This window comes from Micromonospora sp. C81 (genome assembly GCF_018070425.1).
GTDB lineage: Bacteria > Actinomycetota > Actinomycetes > Mycobacteriales > Micromonosporaceae > Micromonospora > Micromonospora zamorensis.
Genome location: NZ_JAGPXS010000003.1, coordinates 151,800 through 168,842, shown reverse-complemented (window position 1 = coordinate 168,842; position 17,043 = coordinate 151,800). Strand labels below are relative to the sequence as shown.

At 73.2% G+C, this 17,043-nt stretch carries 18 protein-coding genes; 9 read left to right on the top strand and 9 right to left on the bottom strand.

The features are described 5' to 3' along the window. Positions 1-211: 211 nt before the first annotated feature. Complete coding sequence (locus KBX46_RS32385; RefSeq protein ID WP_374224948.1) at positions 212-757, bottom strand: hypothetical protein; 546 nt, start codon at positions 755-757, stop codon at positions 212-214. A gap of 393 nt (positions 758-1,150) precedes the next feature. Here KBX46_RS32385 and KBX46_RS06955 point away from each other — a divergent pair, with 393 nt between their 5' ends. Beyond that, positions 1,151-2,155 (top strand): EamA family transporter, encoded by a 1,005-nt coding sequence (locus KBX46_RS06955; protein ID WP_172862131.1) that lies wholly within the window; start codon positions 1,151-1,153, stop codon positions 2,153-2,155. A 10-nt stretch (positions 2,156-2,165) separates the two neighbouring features. Then, positions 2,166-2,807 (top strand): prepilin peptidase, encoded by a 642-nt coding sequence (locus tag KBX46_RS06950; protein ID WP_210791713.1) that lies wholly within the window; start codon positions 2,166-2,168, stop codon positions 2,805-2,807. Between the two features lie 78 nt (positions 2,808-2,885). Here the strand turns inward: KBX46_RS06950 and KBX46_RS06945 are convergent, their stop codons facing one another. From KBX46_RS06945 to KBX46_RS06925, 5 genes are all read right to left on the bottom strand, one after another. Continuing rightward, on the bottom strand, positions 2,886-6,080 hold the full coding sequence (locus KBX46_RS06945; protein WP_210791712.1) for a UvrD-helicase domain-containing protein: 3,195 nt from the start codon (positions 6,078-6,080) through the stop codon (positions 2,886-2,888). Positions 6,081-6,141: 61 nt separating this feature from the next. Then, the gene (locus KBX46_RS06940; protein WP_210791706.1) at positions 6,142-7,389 is read right to left on the bottom strand and encodes a metallophosphoesterase; all 1,248 of its coding nucleotides are present in this window, start codon (positions 7,387-7,389) and stop codon (positions 6,142-6,144) included. A 13-nt stretch (positions 7,390-7,402) separates the two neighbouring features. Next, entirely contained in the window at positions 7,403-7,657 is a 255-nt protein-coding gene (locus KBX46_RS06935; protein WP_099849429.1) for a MoaD/ThiS family protein, read from the bottom strand. Positions 7,658-7,660: 3 nt separating this feature from the next. Then, a complete protein-coding gene (gene moaA / locus KBX46_RS06930; protein WP_210791704.1) occupies positions 7,661-8,674 on the bottom strand; it encodes a GTP 3',8-cyclase MoaA in 1,014 nt (337 codons plus the stop codon). Beyond that, the gene (locus KBX46_RS06925; RefSeq protein ID WP_210792033.1) at positions 8,671-9,585 is read right to left on the bottom strand and encodes a fructosamine kinase family protein; all 915 of its coding nucleotides are present in this window, start codon (positions 9,583-9,585) and stop codon (positions 8,671-8,673) included. Before KBX46_RS06925 ends, moaA begins: the two co-directional genes overlap by 4 nt. 174 nt (positions 9,586-9,759) lie before the next feature. Here KBX46_RS06925 and KBX46_RS06920 point away from each other — a divergent pair, with 174 nt between their 5' ends. The 4 genes from KBX46_RS06920 (at position 9,760) to KBX46_RS06905 (ending at position 12,469) form a co-directional block, all read left to right on the top strand. Beyond that, positions 9,760-10,806, top strand: coding sequence for a DUF4192 domain-containing protein (locus KBX46_RS06920; RefSeq protein WP_210791702.1), 1,047 nt, complete (start codon positions 9,760-9,762; stop codon positions 10,804-10,806). 49 nt (positions 10,807-10,855) lie between these two features. Further along, positions 10,856-11,107 carry a hypothetical protein gene (locus tag KBX46_RS06915; protein WP_099849426.1) on the top strand — a complete coding sequence of 84 codons (252 nt, stop codon included), beginning with the start codon at positions 10,856-10,858 and terminating at the stop codon, positions 11,105-11,107. Next, entirely contained in the window at positions 11,104-11,502 is a 399-nt protein-coding gene (locus tag KBX46_RS06910) for a hypothetical protein (RefSeq protein WP_099849424.1), read from the top strand. The genes KBX46_RS06915 and KBX46_RS06910 overlap by 4 nt, the downstream gene beginning before the upstream one ends. Before the next feature lie 253 nt (positions 11,503-11,755). Further along, positions 11,756-12,469 (top strand): GAP family protein, encoded by a 714-nt coding sequence (locus tag KBX46_RS06905; protein WP_141913038.1) that lies wholly within the window; start codon positions 11,756-11,758, stop codon positions 12,467-12,469. Here KBX46_RS06905 and fdhD read toward each other — a convergent pair. Beyond that, positions 12,459-13,313 (bottom strand): formate dehydrogenase accessory sulfurtransferase FdhD, encoded by an 855-nt coding sequence (fdhD, locus tag KBX46_RS06900; protein ID WP_210791699.1) that lies wholly within the window; start codon positions 13,311-13,313, stop codon positions 12,459-12,461. The two genes, KBX46_RS06905 and fdhD, sit on opposite strands and share 11 nt — an antisense overlap. Before the next feature lie 126 nt (positions 13,314-13,439). Between fdhD and KBX46_RS06895 the strand changes: the two genes are divergently transcribed. From KBX46_RS06895 to KBX46_RS06885, 3 genes are all read left to right on the top strand, one after another. Further along, positions 13,440-14,063, top strand: coding sequence for a molybdenum cofactor guanylyltransferase (locus tag KBX46_RS06895; protein ID WP_210791697.1), 624 nt, complete (start codon positions 13,440-13,442; stop codon positions 14,061-14,063). Further along, the gene (locus KBX46_RS06890; RefSeq protein WP_210791695.1) at positions 14,060-14,326 is read left to right on the top strand and encodes a DUF6457 domain-containing protein; all 267 of its coding nucleotides are present in this window, start codon (positions 14,060-14,062) and stop codon (positions 14,324-14,326) included. Before KBX46_RS06895 ends, KBX46_RS06890 begins: the two co-directional genes overlap by 4 nt. An 81-nt stretch (positions 14,327-14,407) precedes the next feature. Continuing rightward, complete coding sequence (locus tag KBX46_RS06885; RefSeq protein ID WP_210791693.1) at positions 14,408-15,514, top strand: hypothetical protein; 1,107 nt, start codon at positions 14,408-14,410, stop codon at positions 15,512-15,514. Here KBX46_RS06885 and KBX46_RS06880 read toward each other — a convergent pair. Next, positions 15,511-16,467 (bottom strand): zinc-binding dehydrogenase, encoded by a 957-nt coding sequence (locus tag KBX46_RS06880; protein ID WP_210791691.1) that lies wholly within the window; start codon positions 16,465-16,467, stop codon positions 15,511-15,513. The two genes, KBX46_RS06885 and KBX46_RS06880, sit on opposite strands and share 4 nt — an antisense overlap. A gap of 71 nt (positions 16,468-16,538) precedes the next feature. Next, positions 16,539-17,000 (bottom strand): Lrp/AsnC family transcriptional regulator, encoded by a 462-nt coding sequence (locus KBX46_RS06875; protein WP_088950743.1) that lies wholly within the window; start codon positions 16,998-17,000, stop codon positions 16,539-16,541. Positions 17,001-17,043: the final 43 nt, after the last annotated feature.

Genomic DNA, 17,043 nt, shown 5'->3' with positions numbered 1-17,043 from the left:
CACATCGGCGCGGTGGGCGGCTCCCCACCGCTCGGTGCCGGGCCCCACTCCTGCCGGGTCGGATCCTCGGCGGGCGGCGGCGGGCCCCACTGGGGCACTGTCGGATCGACCGGTGGCGAGCCGTCGGACCCGGTGGGTGGGCGTTGGTAAGGGTCGTCCGGCTGACCGGAGCCCGCTGGTCCGTAGGTCGTCATGTCATCCCCGGGTGGTCTCAGCGTTGCTTGAGGCAGAGGACGAAGTCGAGAGTGTCCAGCTCGCTGTCGAAGAAGTACCAGTTCGTGTAGCCCTCGACCTTGCCGCACTTGGCCTCGGCGTCCCGCTCGCCGCTGGTGGCGCCGTCGATCCGGCTCAGCACCTCGTACGACTTGGCGGCGCAACCGCTGATCACCAACTTGGGCTTGCCGCCTGCGGCGCCCTCGTTACGGACGCACTGGCCGACCTTGGCGAAGCGGGGATCGGCCGACGACTCCGGCGCTGCGGCACTCGGCGCCGGCTCGGCAGCGTCCGTGCCCGCGCTGGGCTCACCGGCGACGGCCGAACCGGACGGCGCGGTCACCGGCGCCGCGTCGTCGCCCTGCCCGCGCAGGAACCAGAACGCACCGCCGGCCACCACCAGCAGCAGTACGACGGCCAGCACCGCGATCTGCGGCCCTCGACCGCGCCGGCCCGGTGCCGGAGCCGGATCGCCACCGTAGGGATCGCCGCCATACGGATCGCCCTCCGGCCGGTACGGCTGCCCGCCGTACGTCGGGTTCACCCCTGTCGACCCGTACGAGCCGCCGTAGGGCGCACCGGGTTCGCGACCGTAGGGCGTCTCGGCCCCGCCGTAGGGGGCACCCTGCTCACGGCCGTAGGGCGGCTGCGCTCCGCCACCGTAGGGCGCGGCGGGTGGGCCGTTGTACGGCCCGGGATGCCCCTGGGGTGCGTGCGGGTAGGACGGGACCGCCGGCGGGTAGGGCTCCGCTGCTGGCGGGTACGGCTGCTGCACCGGCCGTCCGGGCGTCTCGTCGGGTCGTTGTCCACGCCACGGTCCCGGGTTGCCGCCACCCGGTGGTCCGTAGTTCGTCATGCCGCCCTCCTGCACGAGTGGTGAGAGGCCGGCCACCAATGCGGGACGCCGACTCCGAGGTCACCGTAGCGTGGTCCACTGATGAGCTCACCTCCACCGAGCGCCGCGGCCCTCGCCGGCCGCCGCGCCGGCGCCACGCCGACCCTGATCTGGACCGCGTTGATCGTGGTCTACCTGCTCTGGGGTTCCACCTATCTGGCCATCCGCATCACAGTGGAGACGCTGCCGCCGCTGCTGTCGGCCGCACTGCGGTTCGCCGTGGCCGGACTGATCCTGGCGGCGGTGCTGCGGCTCCGCCGAGGACCCGGCGCACTGCGGGTGGACCGCCGGCAACTCGGCTCCGCCGCGCTGGTCGGGGTGCTCCTGCTCGCCGGCGGCAACGGACTGGTGGTGCTCGCCGAATCCGGACCGCCCGGGGTGGCGGTGCCCTCCGGCATCGCCGCGCTGCTGGTCGCGACCGTCCCGCTGCTCGTGGTGCTGTTGCGCTCCGCCAACGGGGACCGGCCGCCGCTCTGGACGTTCGCCGGGGTCACAGTGGGTTTCGCCGGTCTGGTCCTGCTGGTGCTGCCCGCCGGCAGCTCGGACGCCGTACCGCTGGTGGGGGCGTTGACCGTGGTGGCAGCGGCCACCTCCTGGTCGGTCGGGTCGTTCCTGTCCGGACGGATCCGGATGCCGGCCGACCCCTTCGTGGCCACGGTGTACGAGATGGTGGCCGGCGCGCTGGTGTTGGCCGTCGTCGCCGCCGGTCGGGGCGAACTGGGGGACTTCCACCCGGCCGCGGTCAGCACCCGATCCTGGCTGGCGTTGGGCTACCTCATGGTGGCCGGCTCGCTGGTCGCGTTCACCGCCTACGTCTGGCTGCTGCACAACGCGCCCATCTCGCTGGTGTCGACGTACGCCTACGTCAACCCGGCGGTCGCGGTGGCCCTCGGCGCGCTGCTGGTCGCCGAGCCGATCACCCCGCAGGTGCTGCTCGGCGGTGCGGTCATCGTCGCCGGGGTGGCCCTGGTGGTGAGCACCGAACGCCCCCGTCGGGTGAGCGCGGAAGCGCGATCGGGGACCGCGCCGACGGGCGACCACAGCTAACGTCCGGCTCATGCCGACCGCTGCACTGGTCGGGGTGGCGTTGCTCGGCGGGCTGGTCGGTCTCGTCGTACCCCCGCTGGCCCGGCGTTTCGCGACCCCGCCAGCCCGGCCGCGACCTGTGCGCGGTGCCTGGGTCCTGCTCGGCCCGACGGTGGCGGCCGTCGTGTACGGCAGCCTCGCCGTAGCTCGGGGTGACGACCCGGCGTTGCCGGTGTTCCTCGCGTTGGCGGCGGTGGGGCTGGTGCTGGCTGCGGTCGACCTGGCCTGCCTGCGGCTGCCCAACCCGCTCGTCCTCGCCGCCGGGCTGCTGGCCCTCGCCGGCCTGGCCGGCGTGGCGGTGCTGGCCGACGACCCGGACCGGCTGCTCGGCGCGCTGGCCGGCTCGGCCGTCGCCGGGGCGGCGCACGTGCTGCTGGCCCTGCTCCCCGGCTCCCGGCTGGGCTTCGGAGACGTGAAACTCGCTGCCGTCCTCGGCCTGCCGCTTGGCTGCCTGGGCCGGGACGCCCTGCTCACCGGGCTGATCCTGGCGCATGTGCTGCACGGTGCTCTGGTGCTCGGTCTGCTCGCGGCGCGGCGGGTACGCCGGGACACGCTGCTGCCACTCGGGCCGGCTCTGCTTGCTGGCGCGTGGCTCGGCGTGCTCGTCGGCTGACCGGCGTTCCTCAGGGTGATGCCCCGGCGCCCCACCGGACAGATCGCCGGCACCGTGGCCGGAACGGCGTGGCGATCGTCAGATCAACCGGAGCTGGCGGTCCTTCGGACGGCGCGGCTCTGCCTCACCGAACCGCTCGAACAGGCCGGGGTCGATGACGCCGAGGAACGGTGACGGGGCGCAGTCCCGCTCCACACCGTGCCGGGTCCGGCGGGCCGCGTGCGTGACGTACAGCCGGTCCTGGGCGCGGGTCAGGCCGACGAAGAAGAGCCGCCGTTCCTCGGCGACCGCGTCCTCGTCGGGCGTGGAGCCCGACCAGCGCAGCGGCAGCAACCCGTCCTCGACGCCGACCAGAAAGACCACCGGGAACTCCAGGCCCTTCGCGGCGTGCAGGGTGAGCAGCGTGACCGCCTCCGCGCGCGGATCGAGCGCGTCCACCTCCGCTCCGGTAGCCAGTTGCGACAGGAACGTCTCCAGGTCGTCGCCGCAGCGCCGGGCCAGCGGGGTCAGCAGGTCCACGGCCGAGCGGACGTCATCCGGACGGACGGCGCTGGCGGCGCCGTCCAGGGTGGGCACGGCGAACCGCTCCGCTACCACCTGGCCGGCCAGCCGCACCCGGGCGGCCAGCGAGCCGGCCAGCCCGTCGGCGTGCCGCAGCTCGCGGGCGATGGCCGCCACCCCGGGCCGGTCCCGCAGCCGGTCGTGTGACCGCTTCTGCACCGGGATGTTGGCCCGGGTCAGGGCGTCGACGACCGGCGCGGCCTGCGCGTCGGTGCGGTACAGCACGGCGATGTCGGAGAAGGACAACGAGGTGGACCGGCCGTCGATCCGGCCCGAGTCCAGCGAGCGGTGGGACAGCCCGCCGACCAGTTCGTCGACGGTACGGACCACGAAGTCGGCCTCCTCGGCCACCGACGCCGCCGGGTAGCGCCCGACCAGCGGGGCCTCCGGGTCGAGCCGGGCCGGGTCCAGTCGCCGGCCACGAACCAGCGAGGACGGTGCGATGGCCTGCACGGCGGCGGCCAGGATCGGCGCCGACGAGCGGTAGTTGCGGTTGAGCCGCACCAACCGCGCGTCCGTGAAGTCCGCGGAGAAGCGCAGGAAGTAGCCGACGTCGGCGCCCCGGAACGAGTAGATCGCCTGATCCGGGTCGCCGATCGCGCACAGGTTGCCGTCCGCCGGGCTGAGCAGCCGCAGCAGCTCGTACTGCGTCGCGTCCACGTCCTGGTACTCGTCGACGAAGATCCACTGCCAGCGGTCCCGGTAGCGCGCGACCAGCTTCCGATCGGCCCGCAGCAACTCCACCGGCAGGCTCACCAGCTCGTCCAGGTCGACCAGGTCCTGCTTGCGCAGCAGCGCCGCGTAGCTGGCGATGTCGTCGCCCGCCTCCGCGCGGGCGGCCGCGCGCTCGGCGTCGTCGGCGATGCGGAAGTCGACCGGCAGGCCGGCCGCGTCCGCGTTCTCCCGCAGGATGGTCAACCCCAGCGCGTGGAACGTACCGACGGTGACGTCCTCGGCGACCGGGCCGAGCAGGGCGTCGAGGCGGTGCCGCAGCTCCTCGGCGGCCCGTCGGGTGAACGTGATCGCCAGGCAGTGCTCGGGGAAGACGTTCAGCTCCGCGCAGAGGTACGCGATCCGGTGGGTGAGCGTCCGGGTCTTGCCGGTGCCCGGACCAGCCACGATGAGCAGCGGACCACCGGGTGCGGAGGCGGCCACCCGCTGCATCGCGTCCAGCCGGTCCAGCAGGCCGGTGCCGACCTCCTCCATCCCGGAGAGCATCGGCTCGAACGGTTCGTGGGGAGACGGCGGCGACGCGATCGGCGGCGCCGGCGCGGGGACCGGCTTGCGCTTCGGCTCCGCCCTGGCCGCCGCCGGGCGCTTGGCCGTGGCCTTGGCCGCCGGCTCCGCGGGCCGCCGCTGCGCCGGCACGGGTACGTCGAACAGCGTCTCCTGTGCCGTGCCCGCGTGGGCGCCCAGCTCGGCCGGGTCGAAGAGGGTGATCACCCCGTACTCGCCGTCGTAACCCGGCACCCGGCGGACGTCGCCGCGCCGCAACCGCCCGATGCCCTCCGCGAGCAGCTCGCCACCCGCCTGCGCGATGTCGCTCAGTGGCGTCGTGGTCAGGATCTCCAGCTCAGGGCCGAGCGCGGCGAGAAGCTCGTTGAACCGCCCCTCGACCTTCTTCGACCGGGCACCCACCTTGTTGATCTCGCCGAGGATCTCGGCCAGCGGCACCAGGTGGGTGACGTCCCGGGCGTGCGTCGGCCGGTGCCCCTGCGGTCGGTCGGCCAGCTCCTCGATGCGGCTGAGGACGCCGACGGTGAGCGGCTTGCCGCACTCGGGGCAGCGCCCGCCAGCCGCGCGAGTGCGCTCCGGGGACCAGTTGACCCCACACAGCCGGTGCCCGTCCGCGTGGTACTTGCCCTCCTCCGGGAAGAACTCGATCGTGCCGGCCAGGCCGTCGCCGGTCCGCAGCGCCTCCCGGACGGCGAAGTAGTCCCGCTCGGCGGTCAGCACCGTCGCCTCCCGGCCCAGGGCCGGCGGGGAGTGCGCGTCCGAGTTGGACACCAGTTGGTAGCCGTCCAGGCTGCCGACCCGCCAGTTCATGGCCGGATCGGAGGAGAGACCGGTCTCCACTGCGAAGATGTGCTCGGCCAGGTCGGCGTAGCAGTCCGCGATCGCGTCGAAGCCCGACTTCGAGCCCAGCGCGGAGAACCACGGCGTCCAGATGTGCGCCGGCACCAGGTAGCCGTCCGGGCTGGCCTCCAGGGTGATCTCCAGCAGGTCGCGGGAGTCCAGGCCGAGGATCGGCCGGCCGTCTGAGCCGAGGTTGCCGATCCGGCCGAGCGCGGTGTTGAACCGCGCCACCGCGTCCAGGTCCGGCAGGTAGATCAGGTGGTGCACCTTGCGGGTCCGGTCGTCCCGCTTGTAGATGGTGGAGATCTCCACGCTCAGCATGAACCGGACCGGGTCCGCCTCCGCCGTCCCGGCGAGCCGCGGCGGCAGCCGGCGGGCGATGTCCCGTTCCGCCTCGGCGTCCAGCCGGTACAACCCCGGCTCCGCCGGGCGCAGGGTCTCCCGCAGGTGGTCGTACCAGGCGGGGTGGGTGAAGTCGCCGGTGCCGAGCAGACCGATGCCCTTACGCCGGGCCCACCACGCGAGGTTCGGCAGCGTGAGGTCGCGGCTGCACGCGCGCGAGTATTTCGAGTGGATGTGCAGGTCCGCGACGAATGGCGGGAGGCCACCGGGGGGTACGGCGCTGAACGGAGGCACGCCGCATCCTGTCACGCCCGCCGCGCCGGCCGCCCGCCGCCACGCGCGGACGTGACGTCCGCTATGCCGAGCGCAACTCGACCAGACTGATCTGCGGCTCGGCGCCGACCCGGACGGGTGGCCCCCAGAAACCGGCGCCGTTGGTCACGTAGACCTTGGTGCCGTCGACCTCGCCGAGCCCGCTGACCACCGGCTGCTCCAGCCGCACGGCCAGGTTGAACGGCACCATCTGCCCACCGTGGGTGTGCCCGGACAGTTGCAGGTCGACGCCGTACCGGGCCGCCTCCACCGCGGCCAGCGGCTGGTGGGCGAGCAGCACCACCGGGCGACTCGGATCACGGTCACCGAGCGCGGCGGCGAAGTCCGGCCCGGCCGCCAGGCCGCTGTCTCCGGTGGCGTCCAGGTCGTTCACGCCGGCCAGGTCCAGCACGCCACCCCGGGCCTGGATCTCCTGACGCCGGTTCTGCAGGACCCGCAGGCCCAGACGGTCGACCTCCTGGACCCACTCCTCCACCCCCGAGTAGTACTCGTGGTTGCCGGTGACGAAGAAGCTGCCGTAACGGGAGCGCAGGTCGCGCAGCGGCGCCGCGGCCGAGCCGAGTTCGGCGACAGAGCCGTCGACCAGATCCCCGACGACCGCGACCAGGTCCGCGTCGAGGCGGTTGATCGCGGCGACGATCCGCTCGGTGTGCGCGCGGCCGCGCAGCGGACCGAGGTGGATGTCGGAGACGGTGGCGATGCGCAGGCCGTCCATGCTGCGGGGGAGCTTGGCGAGCGGGATCTGCACCCGGTCGAGTCGTGGTGGGCCGAGGGCGGTGCGGACGCCGTACCCCACGGTGCCGGCGGCGGTGAGGCCGGCGAAGATGGCCGCCCCTCGGGCCAGCAGCAGCCGGCGGCCCGGGTCGTGATCCGGTGCCGCGACGGCGCCGGCGGCCGGCGGGTCGGTCGGCCCGGCGGCACCGACCAGCACCGGCTCGGGCGCGGCGGCGGTCGGCTCCGCGGCGACCACCCGGCGACGCAGCACCAGCCGGGTGACCAGCATCGGCACTTCGAGCACGATCAGCACGACGAGCAGGTAGAACATCAGCGCGAGCCACACGTAGCCCGGCCAGGCGAGCCAGTAGAGCCCGGCCTGCGTCCCGGCGAGGGTGACCGGCACGAGCAGCGCCAGCACCAGGGCGGCGATCGCGCCGATCCGGCGCCAGCGGCCCGGTGTGGTGATGTCCCGAACGAGCCGCTTCCACAGGTAGAGGTGGATCAAGCCGGTGATCAGGGCCAGGACGCCCACGAACCCCAGAACCGCCAACATGCGTGCGCCTCCCTCAGCCGCCCGCGAACGGGGGCAGGACATCGATCGTGGCCCCGGCCGGCAGGGGTGCCTGACGATCATGACAGGTGACGCCGTCCACCAGGAAACTCGCCACCCGCAGCACTGCGGCGAGCCGGTCGCCGTGGCGTCGCACCAGCTCGGCCGTGAGGTCGTCGAGGGACCGGCCGGCGGGCAGGACCTCCTCGGTCTGGCCGGCGGCGGCGCGGGCGCCCGCGAAGTAGCGGACGGTCAGCGGGCCCGGGGTCACGGCTCAGCCCCCGATCGCGGACATCGGCCGGGTCGGCTGGAGGAAGGTGGGGTCGTCGATGCCGTGCCCGGCGCGCTTGCCCCACATCGCGGTGCGCCAGCGTCGGGCCAACTCGTCGTCGTCCACGCCGGTGCGCAGGGCGGCACGCAGGTCGGACTCCTCGGTGGCGAAGAGACAGGCGCGGACCTGGCCGTCCGCGGTCAACCGGGTGCGGTCGCAGTCTCCGCAGAAGGGGCGGGTGACACTGGCGATCACACCGACCCGGGCGGGGCCGCCGTCGACCAGCCAGGTCTCCGCGGGCGCTGCGCCGCGCTCCGCCGGGTCGGGACCGAGGTCGAAGGCGGTCCGCAGGGAGGCCAGGATCTCCTCCGCGGTGACCATCGTGCTGCGGTCCCAGCCGTGCTGGGCGTCCAACGGCATCTGCTCGATGATTCGCAGTTGATAGTCGTGGTCGAGGGCGAAGCGCAGCAGGGCCGGCGCCTCCTCGTCGTTGACACCGCGCATCAGCACAGAATTGATCTTCACGGGACTGAGCCCGGCGGCCGCCGCACCGGCGAGGCCCGCCAGCACCGCGTCGAGGCGGGGACGGCGAGTGAGCCGGGTGAACCGGTCCGCGTCCAGAGTGTCCAGTGAGACGTTCACCCGGTCGAGGCCGGCGGCGCTCAGCGCCGGGGCCAGCCGGTCCAGCCCGATGCCGTTGGTGGTCAGCGAGATCCGGGGGCGGGGCTGCAACGCGGCGACCGCGGTCACGATGCCGACCAGCCCGGGCCGGATCAGCGGCTCACCGCCGGTGAACCGCACCTCGGTCACACCGAGCCGCTCGACGGCCACCCGGACCAGCCGGACGATCTCCTCGTCGGTCAGCAACTCGGGGCCGGCCAGCCAGGGCAGACCTTCGGCCGGCATGCAGTAGGTGCAGCGCAGGTTGCACTTGTCGGTGAGGGACACGCGCAGGTCCCGGGCGACGCGGCCGTACCGGTCGACGAGGACCCCGTTGGTCCCCGGGGCGGCGCTCACCTGTCGACCGTAGCGCGCTCGGCGCCGCCCAGGGCGGCACGGGCGGTCTGGACCACCACATCTCGGTAACTGCCGCCGAACAGGGCGGTGTGCACGAGCAGCAGATGCAGTTGATGCAGTGGCACCCGCTCGCGCCAGCCGTCCGACAACGGCCAGCTCTCCTGATAGGCGGCCAGCACCCGATCCAGGTGGGGGATGCCGCCGAAGAGGGCGAGCTGGGCAAGATCTGTTTCCCGGTGCCCGCCGTGCGCCGCCGGGTCGACGAGCCAGGCCCGGTCGTCGGCGCCCCACAGCACGTTGCCCGGCCACAGGTCGCCGTGGATGCGGGCGGGTGGCTCGTCGCCGCCGAGCCCATGGACCCGCTTGATCACCCGCTCGATCAGTGTGACGTCGGCGCTGGTCAGCGCAGCGGCGTCGGCCGAGCGCCGCAGGTAGGGGGTGAGGCGTCGCTCGGCGAACCACGTCGACCAGGGCCCGTCGGTCGGGGTGTTGTCCTGGGGAAGTGACCCGATGAAACCGGACCACGCGGCGCCGAAGGTGGCCGCACCCGCCTGGTGCAGCTCGGCCAACTCACGGCCGAAGCGGTCCGCGGCCTCCGGCGTCGGCTCGCCGGGCTCCACCCAGTCGAGTGTCAGCAGGTCCGGCAATGCCACGACCACCTCGGGTACGCCGACAGCGCCGGCCTCCCGCAGCCAGCGCAGGCCGGCCGCCTCGGCGGCGAAGAAGCCCTCCGGCGCCGGTCGGTCGGCCCCCTCCGGCCAGGACTTGGCGAAGACGGAGTGGCCGTCGTCCAGGGTGAGCCGGGCGGCAGCACAGATGTTTCCGCCGGCCACCGGCGTCTCCCGGAGCCGCTGATGGGTCCGGAAGGTCGGCAGGTGTGCCGGGTGCGCGCGCAGGTACGCCAGGTCCATCAGCGCACCGTAACCGCTCCCCATGACAGCACGGTCCCGCCCGAGGACACCGACACCGTTCCGGCAACCCGTAGGTGCGGGCTGAACAGGTAAAACACTCTGAGTAGCTGTGGATAAGCCGCGTGTCATCCACAGGGTCTGTCGAGCCGGGCGGACCCGCCGCACGCTTCCGTCATGACCTCGACCGACCGCCCCCAGCTCGCCGTCCGCTCACCCGCCGACCTGATCGCCGCAGTGCCGTACCTGCTCGGCTTTCATCCCACCGACAGCGTGGTCGCCGTGGCGTTGCTCGGTCGGCAGATCATCTTCGCCGCTCGTGCGGACCTGCCCGACCCGTCGACCGACCAGGTCGAGCGGGCCCGGCACCTGGCCGGTGTGATCCGCCGGCAGGGCGCGGAGGCCGCCACCGTGGTCGGCTACGGGCAACCCGATCGGGTGACGCCGGCCGTGGACGCGGTGCGCGCCGCACTGAGCGCCGGCGGGATGGACGTGCTCGACGCGCTGCGGGTGACCGACGGCCGGTGGTGGTCCTATCTCTGCACCGAGCCCGACTGCTGCCCACCCGAGGGCCGGCGCTACGACCCCGACGCCAACCCGTTGACCGCATCCGCTGTCTTCGCCGGCCAGGTCGCGCTCCCCGACCGGGCCGCCCTCGTGGCGCAGGTGTCACCCGTGGACGGCTCGGCCCGGGAGGCGGCACGCGCGGCGACCGCCCGGGCCCGGCTGAGGCTGGCCGAGCTGATCGAGCAGGCGCCCGAGAGTGATCTGCTCGGCGGTCGTGCGGTGCGTTCCGCCGGGGTGACGGCGGTCCGCGAGGCCCAGCGCCGGCAGCGACGTGGTGAGCGGCTCGACGACGACGAGGTGGCCTGGTTGAGCCTGCTGATGACCCACCTGCCGGTCCGCGACCACGCCTGGGAACGCACCGACGGTCGGGACCGGGACATCGCCCTCTGGACCGACGTGCTGCGTCGGGTCGAGCCGGAGTTGGTTGCCGCCCCGGGCGCGCTGCTGGCGTTCGCGGCGTGGCGAGCGGGGCAGGGGGCGTTGGCGGCGGTCGCACTGGAACGCACGTTGAGCCTGCACCCGGACTACTCGCTCGCCGTGCTGCTGGACGACCTGCTCCGCCGCGGCGTGCCCCCGTCCGAGCTGGACGGCTGGCCGTCGGTCGGAATGCCGGGCGTGGTCCGTCCCCGCAGACGGAGCCGACGTGGCCACCGCTGACCAGCATGGTAATACCGTGGGTGCTACCAGAGTGGGTAGGCTGCCGGGTATGACCGTGAAGCGCTCCGTGAGCCTCCCCGACGACGTCGCGGAGTGGCTCGACCAGCAGCCCAACGTCTCGGCCGCGATCACCGCTGCGGTGCGTGCCCAGATGGCCGCCGGGCATCTTCACGAGGTGCTGCGGCGAGCCGGCATTGAGCCGACCGAGGCGGGCCGGGCGCGGTGGCGGGCGCGACTGGCCACACCGATTCCGGCGGACGCACTGGCGGAGGCCCGCCGGATGCTGGGACGGGCCGGATGAGCGATCAGATCGCGGCCGTGTTCGACGCGTCGGCGTTGACGGCCTACATCGAGGGCAACGTCTCGGTGGGGGAGCTGATGCTGGAGGTCGCCGACGAGGGCCGGCAGGTTGCCGTCCCGGCCACCTGTCTGGCGGCCGCCATCGCGGGCGCGGGCGACGAGGTCGGCGCGGCGCTGCTGGCCCTGATGATGAGCGCGCCGGTGATCTGTCTGCTGCCGCTCGACGCAGCCGAGGTGCGGGACACCGGCACGTTGGCCCGTGCCGTTGATGGAGACATCTCGCTCGGTCAGGCCGCCAGTGCGGCACTCGCCCACGAGGCGCACTACGCGACAGTGCAGCCCAAGCTGGCGGCGAAGGTGCTGCCGACCAACTGGAGCATCCTCGACCTGGCCTGACCAGGCGACCCGACGGCGAGGCCGTCGGCGTGCGGCGTCCAAGCGGGCGGCAGGCCGGCTTGATCGACTCGGGCTTGATCGACTCCGCTTTCCGGAACTCGGGGTGTCCCCGCTGCTGCTATACCCCGATTTCAACGAACCCGAGTCGATCACAGATCCGTGCGCGAAGGTCCAGGGCATCCGTCGAAGGATGTAGGCGGTGCTCCTGTCCACGGCCGACGCGGCAGCGCCACAACCACCGGAGAATGATCTCGTGACCCCCGAATTGCTGCTGTCGCTGGCCGGGCTGGCGTTGATCGACAGCACCAGCATCGGCACCCTCTTCATCCCGATCTGGCTGCTGCTCGCGCCCGGGACGGTCAACGCGCGGCGGATCCTCGTCTACCTGGGCACCATCGCCCTCTTCTACTTCGCCGTCGGGCTGCTGCTCGCCGTGGGTGGCAGCCAGTTGGCCGACGTCCTCGGCGGGGCGATGGACAACCGGCCGGTGCTCTGGGCGCAGCTCGTTCTCGGCGTTGGGCTGTTCGCTCTCAGCTTCCGGTACGACGGGAAACGACGGCCACGCGGCGGCGGGGTGCTGCGGTGGCGGGACCGGGTCACCGCCGGTGACTCGTCGATGCGCTGGCTGGTGGGGCTGGCGCTACTCGCCGCGCTCGCGGAGGTGGCGACGATGCTGCCGTACCTCGGTGCGGTCGGTCTGCTGACCACCTCCGGGATCGGTGCGGCGGAGATCGTGGGGTTGCTCGCTGCCTACTGCGTGGTCATGGTCCTGCCTGCGGTGCTGCTGCTCGTGGCGCGAATGGCGTGGCCGAGGCTGGTCGAGCCGGTGCTGGTGCGGCTCAACGGCTGGATCGCACGCCACTCCGGCGGCATGCTCGGCTGGGTCCTCGGCATCGCCGGTTTCCTGGTTGCCCGCGATGCCGTGATCCGGCTGGGGCTGCTCGACGAGCTGGTGATCAGACTGTGACCCGTTCGGGACGGGCGTAGACGTTCATGGTGTTGCCGCGCAGGAAGCCGACCAGCGTCATACCGGCCTCCTCGGCCAACTCGGCGGCGAGGGTGCTCGGCGCGGACACAGCGGCCAGCAGCGGCAACCCCGCCATCCACGCCTTCTGGGTCAACTCGAAGCTGGCCCGCCCGGAGACCAGCAACAGGTGCCCGGCCAGCGGCAGCCGCCGTTCCCGCACCGCCCAGCCGATCACCTTGTCCACGGCGTTGTGCCGGCCCACGTCCTCCCGGAGCACCACCAGGTCACCGTCCGGGGTGAACAGCCCCGCCGCGTGGAGTCCGCCGGTCCGATCGAAGCCGCGCTGGGCGGCGCGCAGCCGGTCCGGCAGTTCGGTGAGGAGGGCGGCCGGCACGCTGAGCGGATCCTCCGAGACCGGGAACAGCGACCGGGTGCGGACCGCGTCGATGCTGGCCTTGCCGCAGACCCCGCAGGAACTGGTCGTGTAGAAGTTCCGGGACGGATCGGTGGTCGGTTCCGGCACACCGGGCGCGAGCACCACGTCCACCACGTTGTACGTGTTCGGCGTTTCCGCGCCGGCGCAGAGCTGCGCGGTCAACACGTCATCGGTCGACCGGATCAGCCCCTCGGTCAGCAGGAACCCGATGGCCAGGTCCAGGTCGTCGCCCGGGGTGCGCATCGTGACGGCGAGCGGTCGCCGGCGGCCGGGACCGGCCGCACCGACCCGGATCTCCAGCGGCTCCTCCACCGCGAGCGTGTCCGGTCGGCGGACCGACCCGCGTCCGTCAGCCGCCGCGTCCAGGTCGATCCGGAGTACGCCCCGTCGATCAGTTGCCCGTCCCATCCCGCCATCCTCCACCCCAGGCCGGCACGCCCGCACGGCCACCGGCCACCAGGCACCGGCAGCGAGCGCGTCTGGGCATCCACACGGCCAGCGCCGTCGGGGCGTCCACACGGCTACGGTGGCCGGATGGGGACGTACGCCGCCGTGGTGCTCGCGGGTGGGGCCGCCCGACGGATGGGCGGAGTCGACAAACCCGCGCTTCCGGTAGGTGGCCGGCCGATGCGCGACAGGGTGCTGGCCGCCGTCAGCGATGCCACGCTCCGGGTGCTGGTCGGTTCGGCCGACGCCGTCCCCGCAGGCGTGCGGGTCATCCGGGAGGAGCCACCCGGCGGTGGGCCGGTCGCCGCAGCGGCTGCCGGCCTGGCGCTGCTGGATTCCGACACGGCGCTTGTCGCGTTGCTCGCCGCCGACCTGCCGCTGCTCACCCGCTCCGCGATCGGAAAGTTGCTGGGTCACGTCGCCGAGGAGGCCGCGGTAGGCGGTGGCGAGCGACGGCCCGACGGGGCCTGCTTCGTCGACGGGGACGGGCGGCGGCAGTCGCTCTGCGGTGTCTGGCGCGTCGCCGCGCTGCGCGCCGGGCTGGACCGGCTGGCGGTCGAGCGCGGTGGCAGCCTGAGCGGGGCGCCGGTCCGGGCGTTGCTGGCCGGGCTCGTCGTACGGGAGGTGCCCTGGTCCGGCGACGGCCCGCCGCCCTGGTTCGACTGCGACACTGACGAGGACGTACGCCGGGCGGAGGAGTGGGCGCGATGACGGTGATGGACGACTGGGTCACGGCGGTGTGCACGGAGTTGGATCTGGACCCGGCCGGTGTGCCCGTGCCGGCGGTGCTGGATCTGGCCCGGGACGTCGCCCACCAGGTGCTGCGGCCCGGGGCGCCGGTCACCGCGTACCTCCTCGGGTTGGCGGTTGGTCGAGGGGCGGACCCGGCCGACGCCGCGGCCCGGGTCAGCGCGCTGGCGGGCACCTGGCCCGTCGAGCTGGGCGCCGACCCTGCGGACCCGACGGCGCGCTGACCGCCGTTGTCCGATCCCGGTCCGGGCTGATTCGGCCCACGGGCGGCGTGGGTAGGGTGATCGTGACGGACGGAGGCGATCATGACGGCTGACCACCCCTCGGCGCCGCACGGTGAGCTGCCTGGCGCTACGGCTGAGCCGGTGGAATCGATCCTGCTCGACGAGCCCAGCACCACCGACCTGCGGGCGAAGGTGACCGAGGCGTGGCAGGAGTTCGCTCGCGCGCTCGCCGTGCGACTGCGGGACCTTCCGGTGGGGGCGCATCTCGACGTGACGCTGGACCCGACCGCCTCCGGCACCGGAGACGCCGTCTATTCGATCAGCGTCGACGTGGACGCCGACGGCGTGCTGTCCGCCCGTGCGGTCGGAAACGCCGCCCTGCCGGCGGGCTACCGACTGGACCGGGGCGCGGTGGCGGACATGGTCGCGCTCGGTTGGTCCCCGCCGGGGGTGGTCCCCGGCTCCGGTGGTTCCTTCGGGCTGAACGCCACGACGGGCGAGTCGACCAGGGTCGCCACGCTGCTCTCCCGCACGCTGCGCGACGTCTACGGTGCTCCGCACCCGGCCTTCCTGGTCTATCTGGTGCACGACGCCGAGGGGGAACCGCTGTCCTCGGAACCGCTGGGCACCGCGCGCAGCGAGTTCGGTCCGGACGCCGATGTCGAGGCGGACCTGGAGGAGGCGCTCGCCGAGGCGGCCGCCGCGCAGGTCGAGCGGGACGACGTGCTCGACCTGGCGGACCGGGTCCGTACGGTGGTCTCCACGATGTTGAAGTCGGACACCGACCGATTGCAGATCGACTCGGACGGCGACATCACCATCCGCGCCGGCTCGGCGATGGTCTTCGTGCGGGTGCGGGACAATCCACCTCTGGTGGACGTCTTCTCCCCGGTTCTCACCGAGGTGGAGCCGACCGAACGCCTCTACGTCAAGCTCTCCGAGTTGACCAACCGGATGCCGATCGGCCGCCTCTACTGCGCCGACGACACGGTCTGGGCGTCGATCCCGGTCTTTGGCCGCAACTTCCAGGCCACCCACCTGATGCTGGCGGTGCAGGTGATGACGGGTCTCGCCGACGAGCTGGACGACCGTCTGCACGGCGAGTTCGGCGGCAAGCGGTTCTTCGGTGAGGGCGACAAGCCGGTCCGACGCGACGACTCGGAGCACCGCACCGGCATGTACCTCTAGAGCACGTCCAGCAGGGTCTTGCCGACCGTCGCGCGCGCCTCGATGGCGGCGTGCGCGTCGGCGGCGCGGTCCAGCGGGAATCGCTGGCCGATCAGCGGTCGCAGGCGGCCGGCCGCCGCGTCCGCCAGGGCCTGCTCGGTGTACGCCCGCAGCCGTGCGGGCGGCACGTCCGGCCGGATCAGTGTGACCTGCCGTGCCGTGGCGGCCTCCCCGGAGACCGGCGACCACTCTCCGCTGGCCAACCCGAAGCTGACCATGCGGCCACCCGGGTCCAGCAGCTCGAATGCCGCTCGGGCCACCGCCCCGCCGACCCCGTCGAGCACCACGTCGACCCCACCCGTCGCAGCTCGGATGCGGTCGGCCCAGTCGGGCAGGCGGTAGTCGACGGCCAGGTCGGCGCCCAGGCCGGTCAGCAGCTCCACCTTGCGGGGCCCGCCGGCGACGCCGATCACCCGGGCGCCGGCCCGGGACGCGAGCTGCACGAGGAGGCTGCCCACGCCGCCAGCGGCGGCCTCCACCAGCACCCGGTCACCGGGTTGTACGCCCACTGCCTCGATCAGCATGGTGGCGGTACGCCCGTCGGCCAGTAGTGCCAACGCGTCGTCCAGCGCCAACCCGGCGGGCACCTCGATCGGTGCTGACACGTCCACCACCGCGCGTTCGGCGTAGGCGCCGGAGCCGCCGGTGCCGCTGACCACCCGTCGTCCGATCAGTGCCGGGTCGACGTCCGGCCCGACGGCGGTGATCGTCCCGCCGACGCCGTTGCCGGGGATCAGCGGTGGTGTGACCTGGAACGGCCCGGGGCGACCGGAGCGCTGCTGCGTCTCGACGAAGGTGATGTTCACGTGCGCGACGTCGATCAGCACCTGCCCGGGGCCGGGCGTCGGGTCGGGGGCGGTGCCCGGCACCAGCACGTCGGGCCCGCCGAACTCCCGCAACCAGATCGCCCGCATGTGGTCCCCCTCGGCCTCGGCGGGCCTCGTGCCACGCCACGACCATCGCACCTGTTGAAGCGGGCTTGAGGTCAAGGTCGGGTGGAGGGACCCACGCCCGGGGATTCGACCAGCCGGGAGAGCACGATGGTGCTGCGGGTGGAGGTCACGAAGGACTCGGCGCGCAGCCGCTCCAGCGCCGCCTCCAGGTGGGCGATGTCGGCGGCGCGCAGGTGCACGAGGGCGTCCGCCTCCCCGGAGACCGTGTACGCGCCGACCACCTCCGGGTGTCGGCGTGCGGCCACCCCGATCTGTGCGGGGGTGGTCCGGCCGGCGCAGAACAGCTCGACGAACGCCTCCGTGGTCCACCCGACGGCGGCCGGGTCCACGACGGCGGTGAATCCCCTGATCACGCCGGTGGCCCGCAGCCGGTCGACGCGACGCTTGACTGCCGGGGCGGAGAGTGACACCCGCGTGCCGATGTCGGCGTACGACGCACGGGCGTCGGCGACGAGTAACGCAATGATCCGCTGGTCTACCGCGTCTATCTGCAACGTTCCGCCTCTGGGAAGCAACGGTTGTGGCTGTTACCAAAGT